This is a genomic window from Streptomyces sp. NPDC088785 (assembly GCF_044750685.1).
GTDB lineage: Bacteria > Actinomycetota > Actinomycetes > Streptomycetales > Streptomycetaceae > Streptomyces.
Genome location: NZ_JBIVKH010000005.1, coordinates 316,933 through 329,804, shown reverse-complemented (window position 1 = coordinate 329,804; position 12,872 = coordinate 316,933). Strand labels below are relative to the sequence as shown.

The 12,872-nt window shown below is 69.0% G+C and carries 11 protein-coding genes; 7 read left to right on the top strand and 4 right to left on the bottom strand.

Annotated elements, in window-relative coordinates; translation table 11 throughout:
- Window positions 1–17: 17 nt before the first annotated feature.
- A complete protein-coding gene (gene lexA, locus ACIP5K_RS18540) occupies window positions 18–803 on the bottom strand; it encodes a transcriptional repressor LexA (protein WP_351455876.1) in 786 nt (261 codons plus the stop codon).
- Window positions 804–1,319: 516 nt separating this feature from the next.
- Here lexA and nrdR point away from each other — a divergent pair.
- Together nrdR and ACIP5K_RS18530 are read left to right on the top strand one after the other, a co-directional pair.
- The gene (nrdR, locus tag ACIP5K_RS18535; RefSeq protein ID WP_401410722.1) at window positions 1,320–1,865 is read left to right on the top strand and encodes a transcriptional regulator NrdR; all 546 of its coding nucleotides are present in this window, start codon (window positions 1,320–1,322) and stop codon (window positions 1,863–1,865) included.
- Between the two features lie 135 nt (window positions 1,866–2,000).
- Window positions 2,001–4,898 (top strand): vitamin B12-dependent ribonucleotide reductase, encoded by a 2,898-nt coding sequence (locus ACIP5K_RS18530; RefSeq protein WP_401410720.1) that lies wholly within the window; start codon window positions 2,001–2,003, stop codon window positions 4,896–4,898.
- 123 nt (window positions 4,899–5,021) lie between these two features.
- On the opposite strand, the gene ACIP5K_RS18525 is transcribed toward ACIP5K_RS18530, so the two are convergent.
- The gene (locus ACIP5K_RS18525; protein WP_401410718.1) at window positions 5,022–5,558 is read right to left on the bottom strand and encodes a TerD family protein; all 537 of its coding nucleotides are present in this window, start codon (window positions 5,556–5,558) and stop codon (window positions 5,022–5,024) included.
- A gap of 92 nt (window positions 5,559–5,650) precedes the next feature.
- Complete coding sequence (locus ACIP5K_RS18520) at window positions 5,651–6,607, bottom strand: DUF1152 domain-containing protein (RefSeq protein ID WP_401410717.1); 957 nt, start codon at window positions 6,605–6,607, stop codon at window positions 5,651–5,653.
- 203 nt (window positions 6,608–6,810) lie between these two features.
- Here ACIP5K_RS18520 and ACIP5K_RS18515 point away from each other — a divergent pair, with 203 nt between their 5' ends.
- The 3 genes from ACIP5K_RS18515 to ACIP5K_RS18505 all read left to right on the top strand — a co-directional run bounded on the left by ACIP5K_RS18515 (window position 6,811) and on the right by ACIP5K_RS18505 (window position 9,298).
- Window positions 6,811–7,416: a YdbC family protein gene (locus ACIP5K_RS18515; protein ID WP_401410836.1), complete on the top strand. Its 606-nt coding sequence runs from the start codon at window positions 6,811–6,813 to the stop codon at window positions 7,414–7,416.
- 295 nt (window positions 7,417–7,711) lie between these two features.
- A complete protein-coding gene (locus tag ACIP5K_RS18510) occupies window positions 7,712–8,371 on the top strand; it encodes a histidine phosphatase family protein (RefSeq protein ID WP_401410715.1) in 660 nt (219 codons plus the stop codon).
- Between the two features lie 12 nt (window positions 8,372–8,383).
- Entirely contained in the window at window positions 8,384–9,298 is a 915-nt protein-coding gene (locus ACIP5K_RS18505) for an ADP-ribosylglycohydrolase family protein (protein ID WP_401410713.1), read from the top strand.
- 186 nt (window positions 9,299–9,484) lie between these two features.
- On the opposite strand, the gene ACIP5K_RS18500 is transcribed toward ACIP5K_RS18505, so the two are convergent.
- Window positions 9,485–10,924 (bottom strand): MFS transporter, encoded by a 1,440-nt coding sequence (locus ACIP5K_RS18500; protein WP_401410834.1) that lies wholly within the window; start codon window positions 10,922–10,924, stop codon window positions 9,485–9,487.
- A gap of 533 nt (window positions 10,925–11,457) precedes the next feature.
- Between ACIP5K_RS18500 and ACIP5K_RS18495 the strand changes: the two genes are divergently transcribed.
- Together ACIP5K_RS18495 and ACIP5K_RS18490 are read left to right on the top strand one after the other, a co-directional pair.
- Window positions 11,458–12,084: a TetR/AcrR family transcriptional regulator gene (locus ACIP5K_RS18495; protein WP_401410711.1), complete on the top strand. Its 627-nt coding sequence runs from the start codon at window positions 11,458–11,460 to the stop codon at window positions 12,082–12,084.
- Window positions 12,085–12,135: 51 nt separating this feature from the next.
- Window positions 12,136–12,837: a ribonuclease HII gene (locus tag ACIP5K_RS18490; protein ID WP_401410710.1), complete on the top strand. Its 702-nt coding sequence runs from the start codon at window positions 12,136–12,138 to the stop codon at window positions 12,835–12,837.
- The last annotated feature ends 35 nt before the right edge of the window (window positions 12,838–12,872 follow it).

Here is a 12,872-nt window from a genome sequence, read left to right as displayed (position 1 = left end):
CCGGTCGGGGAGGAGCGTCAGACGCGCCGCAGAACGGCCACCACCTTGCCCAGGATGGTCGCCTCGTCACCGGGAATCGGCTGGTACGCCGAGTTGTGCGGGAGCAGCCAGACATGGCCGTCCTCGCGCTTGAAGCGCTTGACGGTGGCTTCGCCGTCGAGCATCGCCGCGACGATGTCGCCGTTCTCCGCGACCGGCTGGCGGCGGACGGTGACCCAGTCGCCGTCGCAGATCGCGGCCTCGATCATCGAGTCGCCGACGACCTTCAGGACGAACAGCTCGCCGTCACCGACCAGCTGTCGGGGGAGCGGGAAGACGTCCTCGACCGACTCCTCCGCGAGGATCGGCCCACCGGCGGCGATCCGGCCGACCAGAGGCACGTACGACGCGGCCGGCTTGCCGGTGGTGTCCGTCGGCTGCGCGCTGGGCTGGTCCGAGCCGCGGACCTCGTACGCCCGGGGGCGGTGCGGGTCACGCCGCAGGAAACCCTTGCGCTCGAGCGCCATCAGCTGGTGGGCGACCGAGGACGTGCTGGACAGGCCCACCGCCTGGCCGATCTCGCGCATCGACGGCGGGTACCCCCTGCGCTGCACCGAGTCCCGAATGACCTCGATCACGCGGCGCTGCCGGTCCGTGAGCCCCGAACTGTCCGCGCGAATCCCTGGAGGTCGGCCGGGCAGGGAGCGGCCCGGCTTGGGCCCCTCCTGGCTCATGGCTGCGTCATTCATGGCATGCACCGGCTCGAGTCGGCCCTGGGCGCGGCCCTGGGCAGTGATGGTGGCGCTGTCTGCGGTCGTGGTCACGTCGGTCGGCCCCTCTCCAGAATGTCTCCCTAGCTAGCCAACGGTAGTTCCTTTCGAAAGGTTGCGCCAAACACACGTTCGAGTGAAAAATCGCAGATTACTTGTTGTGATCATGCACAGAGGTGTATGGCTTCACTCGCGAAAGACCGGCAATTCGGTTCAATCCGGTACGCTTCACCGCCGAGACCGAGACCCGCCGCGTGGGCTCGTCCAGTCTGCCACCCGCCGCCCTTCCGGCCGGGCACCGCCCCTGCCTTCGCGTGCGTCGTGCTGTGGCGCGTGTGGCCCGTGGGGGCTCGCTCGTGGGGGTGCCGGGAGTCCGGGGCCCGCGACACGCGCCGAGGCCGGAAAAGCGACCAAACCCCAGATGTAGTGGTTGGATTGCATCAGCAGCCCAGAAGTTGTGGTCCCCGGTCTTCCGGGACCGTGGCCATCGCCTATGCTGGGGGCTGCTGCGAGGGGCGGAAACGACCTCTCGGGGCTATCGCGTCGTGCCATGAAGGAGGGTTGGGAGTTATGCACTGCCCCTTCTGTAGGCATCCCGACAGCCGTGTCGTCGACAGCCGCACCGCGGACGACGGCACCTCGATCCGCCGACGCCGCCAGTGCCCGGACTGCTCCCGTCGTTTCACGACGGTGGAGACCTGCTCACTAATCGTGGTCAAGCGGAGCGGGGTGACCGAGCCCTTCAGCCGCACCAAGGTCATCAACGGCGTGCGCAAGGCGTGCCAGGGCCGGCCCGTGACCGAGGACGCCCTCGCCCTGCTCGGCCAGCGGGTCGAGGAAGCGGTGCGGGCCACCGGCAGCGCCGAGCTGACCACTCATGACGTGGGCCTGGCCATACTGGGCCCGCTGCGGGAGCTCGACCTCGTCGCCTATCTGCGGTTCGCGTCCGTCTATCGGACGTTCGACTCGCTGGAGGACTTCGAGTCGGCCATCTCGGAACTGCGGGACCGCGCGCCCGGCGGGGAAGCGGACGGTCCGGGCGGAGAGTGCGCGCAGGGCGACAGCGGGCCCGGAGGGACTGTCGAAGTCCCCGTGCCCGCGCACGCCGTCGACTGACCGGCAGGGGCCGGGCGGCGGCGAACCACAGACCTGTTGCGGGCGGCAAGAGCGGCGGCCGCAACACAAGAAATACACAGTGCCATGGGAAGAACCGGGCACTTTAAGGCGTTTTAGCCTGATATGGGAGGCGGCATGACAGAGACGGCGAGCGGCCCGGCGCGAGGTTCCCGCACCAAGGGGACCAAGGCGACCAAGGGTCTGCGGATCGAGCGCATCCACACCACCCCCGGCGTGCACCCGTACGACGAGGTGGAGTGGGCGCACCGCGACGTCGTCATGACCAACTGGCGCGACGGCTCGATCAACTTCGAGCAGCGTGGCGTCGAGTTCCCCGAGTTCTGGTCGGTGAACGCGGTCAACATCGTCACCAGCAAGTACTTCCGCGGAGCTGTGGGCACCCCGCAGCGTGAGGTGAGCCTCAAGCAGCTCATCGACCGCATCGTGAAGACGTATCGGAAGGCCGGCGAGGACCACAGGTACTTCGCGTCGCCCGCCGACGCCGAGATCTTCGAGCACGAGCTGGCGTACGCCCTCCTGCACCAGATCTTCAGCTTCAACTCCCCGGTGTGGTTCAACGTCGGCACGCCGCAGCCGCAGCAGGTCTCCGCCTGCTTCATCCTTGCCGTCGACGACTCCATGGAGTCGATCCTCGAGTGGTACAAGGAAGAGGGAATGATCTTCAAGGGCGGCTCCGGCGCCGGCCTGAACCTCTCCCGCATCCGCTCCTCCAAGGAACTGCTGTCCTCGGGCGGCAACGCCTCGGGCCCGGTCTCCTTCATGCGCGGTGCCGACGCCTCTGCAGGAACGATCAAGTCGGGCGGCGCCACGCGCCGTGCGGCCAAGATGGTCATCCTCGACGTCGACCACCCCGACATCGAGAACTTCATCGAGACCAAGGTGAAGGAGGAGGAGAAGATCCGCGCCCTGCGCGACGCGGGCTTCGACATGGACCTGGGCGGCGACGACATCACGTCCGTCCAGTACCAGAACGCCAACAACTCGGTCCGCGTGAACGACACCTTCATGAAGGCCGTCGAGCAGGGCGGCAAGTTCGGCCTCACCTCCCGTATGACCGGCGAGACCATCGAGGAGGTCGACGCCAAGTCGCTCTTCCGCAAGATGGCCGAAGCCGCCTGGGCCTGCGCCGACCCCGGCATCCAGTACGACGACACCATCAACCACTGGCACACGTGCCCGGAGTCCGGCCGCATCAACGGCTCGAACCCGTGCAGCGAGTACATGCACCTGGACAACACGTCCTGCAACCTCGCCTCGCTGAACCTGATGAAGTTCCTCAAGGACGACGGCAAGGGCAACCAGTCCTTCGACGTCGACCGCTTCGCCAAGGTCGTCGAGCTGGTCATCACCGCGATGGACATCTCCATCTGCTTCGCGGACTTCCCCACCGAGAAGATCGGTGAGAACACCCGCGCCTTCCGTCAGCTCGGCATCGGCTACGCGAACCTGGGCGCCCTGCTCATGGCGACCGGCCACGCCTACGACTCGGACGGCGGCCGCGCCCTCGCCGGCGCCATCACCTCGCTGATGACGGGCACGTCGTACAAGCGTTCCGCCGAGCTGGCCGCGGTCGTCGGCCCGTACGACGGCTACGCCAAGAACGCCACCCCGCACCAGCGCGTCATGCGGCAGCACGCCGACGCCAACACCGCGGCCGTCCGCATGGACGACCTGGACAACCCGATCTGGGCCGCCGCCACGGAGGCCTGGCAGGACGTCGTCCGCCTCGGTGAGAAGAACGGTTTCCGTAACGCCCAGGCGTCCGTCATCGCGCCGACCGGCACCATCGGTCTCGCGATGTCCTGCGACACCACCGGCCTGGAGCCCGACCTCGCCCTGGTCAAGTTCAAGAAGCTCGTCGGCGGCGGCTCGATGCAGATCGTCAACGGCACCGTCCCGCAGGCCCTGCGCCGCCTGGGTTACCAGGAGGAGCAGATCGAGGCGATCGTCGCGCACATCGCCGAGAACGGGAACGTCATCGACGCCCCCGGCCTCAAGCCCGCGCACTACGAGGTCTTCGACTGCGCGATGGGCGAGCGCTCCATCTCCGCGATGGGCCACGTCCGCATGATGGCCGCCATCCAGCCGTGGATCTCCGGCGCCCTCTCCAAGACCGTCAACCTGCCGGAGACGGCGACGGTCGAGGACGTCGAGGAGGTCTACTTCGAGGCCTGGAAGATGGGCGTCAAGGCGCTCGCCATCTACCGCGACAACTGCAAGGTCGGCCAGCCCCTCTCCGCGAAGAAGAAGGAGCAGGCGAAGACCGAGGTCACCGCGAAGACCGAGGCGACGATCCGTGAGGCCGTCGAGAAGGTCGTCGAGTACCGCCCGGTCCGCAAGCGCCTCCCCAAGGGCCGTCCCGGCATCACCACCTCCTTCACGGTGGGTGGCGCCGAGGGCTACATGACCGCCAACTCCTACCCGGACGACGGTCTGGGCGAGGTCTTCCTGAAGATGTCCAAGCAGGGCTCCACCCTCGCGGGCATGATGGACGCCTTCTCCATCGCCGTCTCGGTCGGCCTCCAGTACGGCGTGCCGCTGGAGACCTACGTCTCGAAGTTCACCAACATGCGCTTCGAGCCGGCCGGCATGACGGACGACCCGGACGTGCGGATGGCGCAGTCGATCGTCGACTACATCTTCCGCCGCCTGGCGCTCGACTTCCTGCCCTTCGAGACGCGCTCCGCGCTCGGCATCCACTCGGCCGACGAGCGTCAGCGCCACCTGGAGACGGGCTCGTACGAGCCGTCCATCGAAGAGGTCGAGGTCGACGTCGAGGGCATGGCCCAGTCGGCGCCGCTCGCCCAGGTCAAGGCCGTCGAGACGCCCAAGGCCGAGGCCGCCGCCGTGGTGCCCGCGCCGCAGCAGGCGCACACCAGCGCCGAGCTCGTCGAGATGCAGCTGGGCATCCAGGCCGACGCCCCGCTCTGCTTCTCCTGCGGAACGAAGATGCAGCGCGCCGGCTCCTGCTACATCTGCGAGGGCTGCGGCTCGACCAGCGGTTGCAGCTGATCAGAGTGGGCGGTCCGGCCCGCCGGCCGGACCGCCCACCTGACCGAAGGGCGGCGGAACCTCGGGGTTCCGCCGCCCTTCGGCGTGTCCCGCACAGGTCGAACGGTGGAGCTCCCGGCGGAGCTACAGGGAACCCATCACCGAGGTGAACGCGTTCAGGTCGCCGTCGAAGCCGTGGACGGCCTCCCGGAACGCCCACGCGCCGTCGGGTTCCCGGGTGAACTCCGCGACGGTGGTCGCCGAGTGCGCCGCCACCGCCGAGAAGTCGTGCTCCGACAGGTTGGTGTACCCCTCGCGTATGCGCACGGCCGTGCTCGCGACGTGCGAGAACGCCTTCTGTCCTGCGGTCGGCCCCTCGTTCTGCTGGAGGGCGACGCCCACCACCACGCGCGCGTACTGGGTGCCCAGGCGGTCCAGCTCCAGCGTCATGACCTCGTCGTACCCGAAGCCCTGGCCGTTCCTGCTGTCCCGGTTCAGAGTGATCGTCCCGTCGGGCGAACGGCTGTCGAAGTGGACGACGTAGGCCGGGGTGCCGCGCGGGTCCTCACGGGTGTATGCGGCCGCGACCAGGTCCAGGTCGTCGGGTGGCGAGCCGACCGGACTCGGATCCCACTTCAGTCCGACCTCGACCTTTTCGATCCCCTTGCGGAGACTGCTCACCGAACTCCCCCTTCGCGGTGCGACATTGAGTGCTCCTCACACGCTACGTCGTCCCACCGACAACGGGGGACCGGTCACCGTCCGCGGGACCGTCAGTGGGGAATGCGCCGCGGCGGCCGGGTCGGGATCCCGTCGCGGAAGGACTCGATGGCGGAGCTGACCTGGCGCATGAGGTGCGTGTTCTCGATCCGGTCCAGGTAGCGGCAGTGCCGGGCCACTCCATCGAGTTCGAAGGCGAAGTAGAGCGCCATCAGGGGATTGATGAAGAGCTCGCTGCCACGGGTGCGTTCGGTGAACTGCGCGTTCCCGAACTCGCCCCGGACCGCCGAGGCGATGGACCCGCTCACGATGCTCGGGTGCTCGGGCGTGTGCGCCTGGGCGTGGGCGACCGCGTCCAGGAACAGAGCGCCCTCCCTCGACGCGCGGGAGAGCGAGAACGCCCCCAGGTAGTGGCCCGCACGCTCCAGGGCGGCGATGTTCTCCAGGACGAGGCCGTGACTGACCCCGTGGTGGGCGTCCACGCCGAAGCCGAGGGAGAGCAGGAGCCGTTCGGGCCCGTCGATGCCCGCGAGCGCCGCGACACTCGTGAGGTCCTCCTCCGGTGTGCCGATACCGGACTCGTCGCCGCGCATCAGGATGTCCGTACCGCCGTCGACCAGCACGACCGCGTCGATGTCGAAGTGCTCGATGAGCTCCCGGTAGGCGGCGCGCAGTGGTTGCACGCCCACCTGCGGGAAGGCGTGCACGGCTTCGGGATAGCCGTGCTGCCGCAGCCACTGGGCGAGGGAGCGCTCGGGGAAGTAGCGCTGATGCGGTGCCGTCTCGGGCGTGATCCGCGCGACGTCCGGCGCCAACCAGTCGTCCGTCGGCAGCCCTTCGAGGGCACTGAAGGAGAGATTGGCCAGGTGGACCTCCTTGCCTTCATGGATCAAGGAAAGGGCGACGGGCAGACCGGAGTAGATGTCGAAGCCGCCTCCGGCGCCCGCGACGAGAACCCGCCGTGCGTCGGCGAGACGGGCCGAAACGGGGTTCGTGAAGAGCGCAGTCATGGTGATCATTGTGCGGTGAACCTGCTTCTGCACGAACACAGTTTCGGAAGTGCGGGACGAACGAGGGTTCCCGGCACGCGAGTTGCCCTTCGGGCGCTCTCGTGTTCGAGATTGCGCCCGCGGTGTCGGCGGGCGGTGATTCGGGTCGGAGCACTGCGCCCGAGAGCGACCCCGTGTCACGCACCGCGCCGTACGATGGCGCGGTGCTGGTCAAGTGGATTCGCTGCACTGTGGTGGACCGTCGGGGGTTCGAACGGGGACAGCGGAAATGGGCGGGGCTCCTTGGAGAGCCGGGTTTCCGGGGGCAGGGCGGGGGATGGAGCAGGCAGCGGCCGGACGTGGCCCACGTCTTCGGCTTCTGGGAGAGCCGCGCCTTCTACGACTCCTTCATGGCGCGTGCCCATGACCGGCTCGCGGCCGGCCAGTCGGGGACGTTCAAGGACATGCAGGTCAGGCTCTTCGACCACCGCTTCGACGTGAAGACCGGATTCGAACCGCTGTTCACCGACGCGGACGTGGTGCGGGTGGCCCATTGCCGGGTGCATGCCGAACGGGCGGAGCACTACACCTTGATGCAGCAGAAGGTGTGGAATCCGGCGATGGCGGGGTCGCCTGGAATGGTCCGGGGGCTTTTCGGCGCGGCCTCCGACGAGGAGTTCCTCGTCCTGTCCATGTGGCGATCGGCGGCCGAGCGCGGCAAGTACCGGGGGGACGGGGTGGAGCGGCTGTCTCTGCGGGCCGAGACGGAGACCGACGTCTCCGCCGTCTCCGGCGACATCGTGCGGCTGGAGTCGGCGTGGACGGTCTGACCTGGTCGGGCTGACACGGCCGATCTGACGTGGACGGTCTGACGCTGCCGGTCTGACGGTGACGGTCTGAGGCTGCTGGTCTCACGCTGCTGGTCTGACACGGCCGGTCTGACCGTCTGGTCGGCACCTGCTTGATCGTTTGGCCGGCACGGACCCGACCGCCGCCCGGAGGCCGCGTGGACGGCCCGGGTCCGGGAACGTTCCGCCACGCGCGCGTGCCGCAGGATCCGCTCGATCTGCGCCGGACGGGCCGTACGAGTGCTCGAATCGGCCCGATCCGATCTAGGGTCGAGGTATGGCACGACCGCGGCGCATCGTTCTAGTCCGGCACGGCGAATCCGAGGGGAACGCCGACGACACCGTCTACGAGCGCGAGCCGGACCACGCTCTGGCGCTCACCGACACCGGCTGGCAGCAGGCCGAGGAGACCGGGAAGGAACTGCGGGACCTGTTCGGACGTGAGCGGGTGAGCGTCTACGTCTCGCCCTACCGGCGCACGCACGAGACGTTCCGCGCGTTCCACCTCGATCCCGACCGGGTGCGGGTGCGCGAGGAGCCGCGCCTGCGGGAGCAGGACTGGGGGAACTGGCAGGACCGCGATGACGTACGCCTCCAGAAGGTGTACCGCGACGCCTACGGGCACTTCTTCTACCGCTTCGCCCAGGGGGAGTCCGGCGCGGACGTCTACGACCGTGTCGGCGCCTTCCTGGAGAGCCTCTACCGCAGCTTCGAGGACCCCGACCATCCGCCGAACGTGCTCCTCGTGACGCACGGCCTGACCATGCGGCTGTTCTGCATGCGGTGGTTCCACTGGACCGTCCAGGACTTCGAGTCCCTGTCGAACCCGGGGAACGCCGAGACCAGGTCGTTGGTGCTCGGGGGCGGCGGTAAGTACGCACTCGACCGTCCATTCGAACGCTGGTGCGAACCGCGGCCCTACGGGGTCACCGGATAGGGTGGCTGAGCGATGATCGCTGACTCCTCTCCCGACCGGCGCACGAGCCGCGCCCTGGCCAGCCTGCGTGGACTTTCCGTAGGAGACGCGCTGGGGTCGCAGTTCTTCCTCCCCGCCCATTTTCCGCTGCTCAGGAGCCGGGTCCTGCCCGACGGCGTCTGGCGGTGGACCGACGACACCGAGATGGCGTGCTCCGTCGTCGCCGTCCTCGCCGCTCATGACCGGATCGACCAGGACGACCTGGCGCGCTCCTTCGCGGAGCACCACGACGCCGACCGCGACTACGGTCCCGCGGTGGATCGCCTGCTGCGGCAGGTCAGCGACGGCGGCGACTGGCGCGCCCTCGCGTCCGCGCTGTTCAAGGGACAGGGATCGTGGGGGAATGGTGCGTCGATGCGGATCGCCCCGCTCGGCGCCTACTACGCCGACGACCCCGAGCAGGCCACACATCAGGCCGAGATCTCCGCGTATCCGACGCACCAGCACCGTGAGGCGGTCGTCGGCGCGATGGCGGTGGCCGCCGCCGCGGCGCTCGCGGCTGCCCCGCAGGATCCGCCGATGTCCCCGCACGACCTGCTGGACGGTGTGATCGCGCTCATTCCGCGCAGTGCGGTGAAGGCCGGACTGCGCCGCGCCAAGGACATGCTCGACTACGGCGACCCGGGCACCGTCGCGGCGGTGCTCGGCTGCGGCCGGCGGACGACCGCCCATGACACCGTGCCGTTCGCCCTGTGGTCGGCGGCGCGCGGGCTCGGTGACTTCGAGCACGCGTTCTGGAGCACTGCCCAGGTGGGCGGAGACCTGGACACGACCTGCGCGATCGTGGGCGGAATCGTCGCCTCGGGTCGGGGCGGCCAACCCTCGCCCGAGTGGATCGAACGGACGGAGCCGCTGCCGGGGTGGGTCCCCGCCTCGGCGGCCTCCTGACCAGCCTCGGGCATCCCTCGGACCGGCGCGGGCTTCCCGCAGCGGGTAGGGGTGGCGGCCCCGGCGTGGCAGCGGACGGCCCCCGCACGGTGCTGAAGGCGTGCCCGGCCCGTTCCTGTTGCCAGGAGCGGGCCGGACGCAGGGTCCGTGACCGTCGCGCTCGGGCGAGTCGGGCCTCCCGACCGGCTACAGGGCCGGAACGCCGCTGAGGGAGTCCATGTCGCTCTTGCGCACCCGGATGACGACCGTGGCGACGACGAGGGCGAGCACACCCATGGCAGCCGCGGGGATGAAGGCCGTCGATATGCCGTGGGCGAGCACTTCGTGGCCCCAGGGGGCGGGCAGTTGGTGCGTCTTGGCGAAAGCGGCCTTCTGCTCCGGGCTCGCCTGGGACATGAACGACGCGACCTGCTTGGTCGCCTCGTCGCGGCTGGCGCTGCCGAAGACCGTGGTCAGGATGGACAGGCCGAGGGAGCCACCGACCTGTTGTGTCGTGTTGAGCAGGGCGGAGGCCGCGCCCGCCTCGTGCGGCGCCACTCCGGAGACGGCCGTGACCGTGACGGTGACGAAGTTGAGCCCCATGCCGAAGCCGAAGATCAGCATCGGGCCGAGCACACCACTCGCGTACGAGCTGCCCGGGTCGATCATCGACTGCCAGGCCAGTCCGATGGTGACCAGGGTGGCGCCGATGATCAGGAACGGCTTCGGGCCGAACGTCGGCAGCAGCCGCTGGGATATCCCCGCTCCCAGGGCGATCACCACGGTGACCGGGAGGAAGGCCAGGCCGGCGCGGATGGGCGAGTAACCCAGCACGTTCTGCACGAAGAGCACGATGTAGAAGAACATGCCGAACATCGCGGCGGCGAGACTGATCATGATCACGTATGTGCCGGAGCGGTTGCGATCGGCGAACATGCGCAGCGGAGTGATCGGCTCCTTGGCGCGGGACTCGACGAGGACGAACGCGGCCAGGAACACCACGGCCGCGGCGAACGCGCCCAGGGTGAGTCCGTCGCGCCAGCCGTCGGACGCCGCCCGGATGAAGCCGTAGACGAGCGCGACCATGCCGAGCGTCGAGGTGAGCGCCCCGGTGAGGTCGAAGCGGCCGGGATGGCGCTCGGACTCCTTGATGTAGCGCGGCGCGAGCGCGGCGATCAGGAGTCCGATCGGCACGTTCACGAACAGGACCCAGCGCCAGTCCAGCCAGTCGGTGAGGACGCCACCGGCCAGCAGCCCCACGGCGCCGCCGCCCGCGGAGACGGCGGCGAAGATGCCGAACGCCCTGTTCCGCTCGGGGCCTTCGGGGAAGGTCGTGGTGATGAGGGCGAGCGAGGTCGGCGAGGCGATCGCGCCGCCGACGCCTTGAAGCACACGTGCGGCGAGCAACTGCCAGGGCTCCTGGGCGAGGCCGCCGAGCAGTGAGGCGAAGGTGAACAGGAGGATGCCGGCGATGAAGACCCGCCGACGCCCCAGGATGTCCCCGGCCCGGCCGCCCAGCAGCAGCAGTCCGCCGAAGGTGAGGGTATAGGCGCTGACCACCCAGGTCAGGTCGGTCGTCGAGAAGCTGAGCGCGGTCTGGATGTGTGGCAGCGCGATGTTCACGATGGTGGCGTCCAGCACCACCATGAGCTGGCAGGCGGCGATCACCGCGAGAGCGATGCCCGGCCGGGGCGAGCGCGCGGTCGGCTTCGGAGCGATGGGTACGGGGTCGTGCGTCTGGATTTGATCGTGCGTCACAGGATGTCCCCCAGAAGCGAAGTAGTGAACGTAAGCGTTCACTAATCGAGACCATAGCGAGCCACCCTTGGTGAACACAAGCGTTCCCTAACGGAGTTGACTCCGACGAGTGGTCCGGGGTTGAGGGTTCCGGTGGATGCCTGGTGCAGGCATGCTCGGGCCAGGGGTGCGGCCTGGTGATTTCCGCGTCCGGGCCGTCGAAAGAAGTTCTCCCGCCTGACATCCTGGTGAGCGGACGTGGGTCGGCCGGGCCCGCGCCGGCGGAGAGGTTGTCACCATGGATCCCCCACGGGAGTGCCGCTGACCGTGCCCGTCCGCTTCGCCTCGACGGTGGTGGGTCCCCTTCGCCGGGCCTGATGGCTCGCCGAACCCGCCCCCGTCGCGTCCGGACTGCTCCCGAACCGCTCAACGGAGAGAAGACGATGGTTACTTCGCGCTGGACGGCCGCCTCCGCCCCGTCGGCCGCCTCCCTGCGCAGGCGCGGTCCCGTGCTGGAGCGGGCCATCCTCGAAGCCACCCTCGACCAGCTCAGCACGGTCGGGTGGAACGGCCTCACGATGGAGGGTGTCGCCGCCGGCGCGCAGACCGGCAAAGCCGCGGTGTACCGCCGCTGGCCGTCGAAGGAAGACCTCGTCGTCGACGCCCTCCAGGCCGGACTTCCGCAGGTGGACTCCGTGCCGGACCTCGGCAGCATCCGCGAGGACCTGCTGGAGCTCTGCCGGCAGATGCGTGACGCCATGTTCTCCCGCCCCGGCTCCGCGCTTCTTTCCGTTATTCACGAATGCGACACCCTCACCGCGGAGCGCTTCCACAGCGTGATCATCCAGGGGATCATCGAGCCCGGCGTCGAGTTGATCAAGGAGGTCGTAGGCCGCGGGATCGCGCGCGGAGACGTGCGTCAGGATGCGGTGGGCGCAGCGGTGTGCGATGTCATCCCGGCGATGATGATGTATCGCTCGAAGGTGTGCGGAAGCGAATGGCAGGACGTGGACCTGGTGGAGATGATCGACGAGGTCATGGTCCCCCTGCTGGCGAGGCACGCGGACTGAGGCGAGCCGGGTGTCGCGCCCGTCGTCCGGCGGCGTACGCTGTCAGGCGCCATGCCGTACGAAGCACCCACTCACACCGTCGAGCGCTCATTGCGCGCCACCACCGGTGCCAAGATCATTGCCGGTGTCGACGAGGTCGGCCGCGGCGCCTGGGCCGGACCGGTCACCGTCTGTGCCGCCGTCACGGGTCTGCGTCGCCCGCCCGAAGGCCTCACCGACTCCAAGCTGATCAGTCCCAAGCGCCGTGAGACGCTCGCGCAGGAGCTGGAGGGCTGGGTCACCGCGCACGCCCTGGGGCACGCGTCCCATGACGAGATCGACGACATGGGGATGACGGCGGCCCTGCGCCTCGCCGCCGTGCGCGCCCTGGAGACCCTGCCGGTCCGGCCCGACGCCGTCATCCTCGACGGGAAGCACGACTACCTGGGTGCTCCCTGGCAGGTCCGTACGGTGATCAAGGGTGACCGTTCCTGCATCGCCGTCGCCGCGGCGTCGGTGATCGCCAAGGTTCGTCGCGACAAAATGATGGCCGAACTGGGTGTCGACCATGCAGACTTCGGGTTTGCGGCCAACGCCGGATACCCGTCGCCGGTGCATCGCGCCGCGCTGGAGGAGCGGGGCCCCACCCCGTACCACCGGCTTTCGTGGGCGTATCTTGATGCGCTGCCCCAGTGGCGGCACCTCAAGAAGGCCCGTAGCTGGGCGGAGGCAAGCGCTCCGGAGATCGAAGGCCAGCTCGGCTTCGACTTCTGACTCTTGCGTTCGCACTGATGTGCCACCCGCTGGCG

Bases quoted from the DNA above. Each gene is read 5' to 3' on its own strand.
- nrdR (WP_401410722.1), top strand. From the start codon at position 1,320: ATGCACTGCCCCTTCTGTAGGCATCCCGACAGCCGTGTCGTCGACAGC.
- ACIP5K_RS18530 (WP_401410720.1), top strand. From the start codon at position 2,001: ATGACAGAGACGGCGAGCGGCCCGGCGCGAGGTTCCCGCACCAAGGGG.
- ACIP5K_RS18520 (WP_401410717.1), bottom strand. From the start codon at position 6,607: ATGACTGCGCTCTTCACGAACCCCGTTTCGGCCCGTCTCGCCGACGCA.
- ACIP5K_RS18510 (WP_401410715.1), top strand. From the start codon at position 7,712: ATGGCACGACCGCGGCGCATCGTTCTAGTCCGGCACGGCGAATCCGAG.
- ACIP5K_RS18505 (WP_401410713.1), top strand. From the start codon at position 8,384: ATGATCGCTGACTCCTCTCCCGACCGGCGCACGAGCCGCGCCCTGGCC.
- ACIP5K_RS18500 (WP_401410834.1), bottom strand. From the start codon at position 10,924: ATGGTGGTGCTGGACGCCACCATCGTGAACATCGCGCTGCCACACATC.
- ACIP5K_RS18495 (WP_401410711.1), top strand. From the start codon at position 11,458: ATGGTTACTTCGCGCTGGACGGCCGCCTCCGCCCCGTCGGCCGCCTCC.
- ACIP5K_RS18490 (WP_401410710.1), top strand. From the start codon at position 12,136: ATGCCGTACGAAGCACCCACTCACACCGTCGAGCGCTCATTGCGCGCC.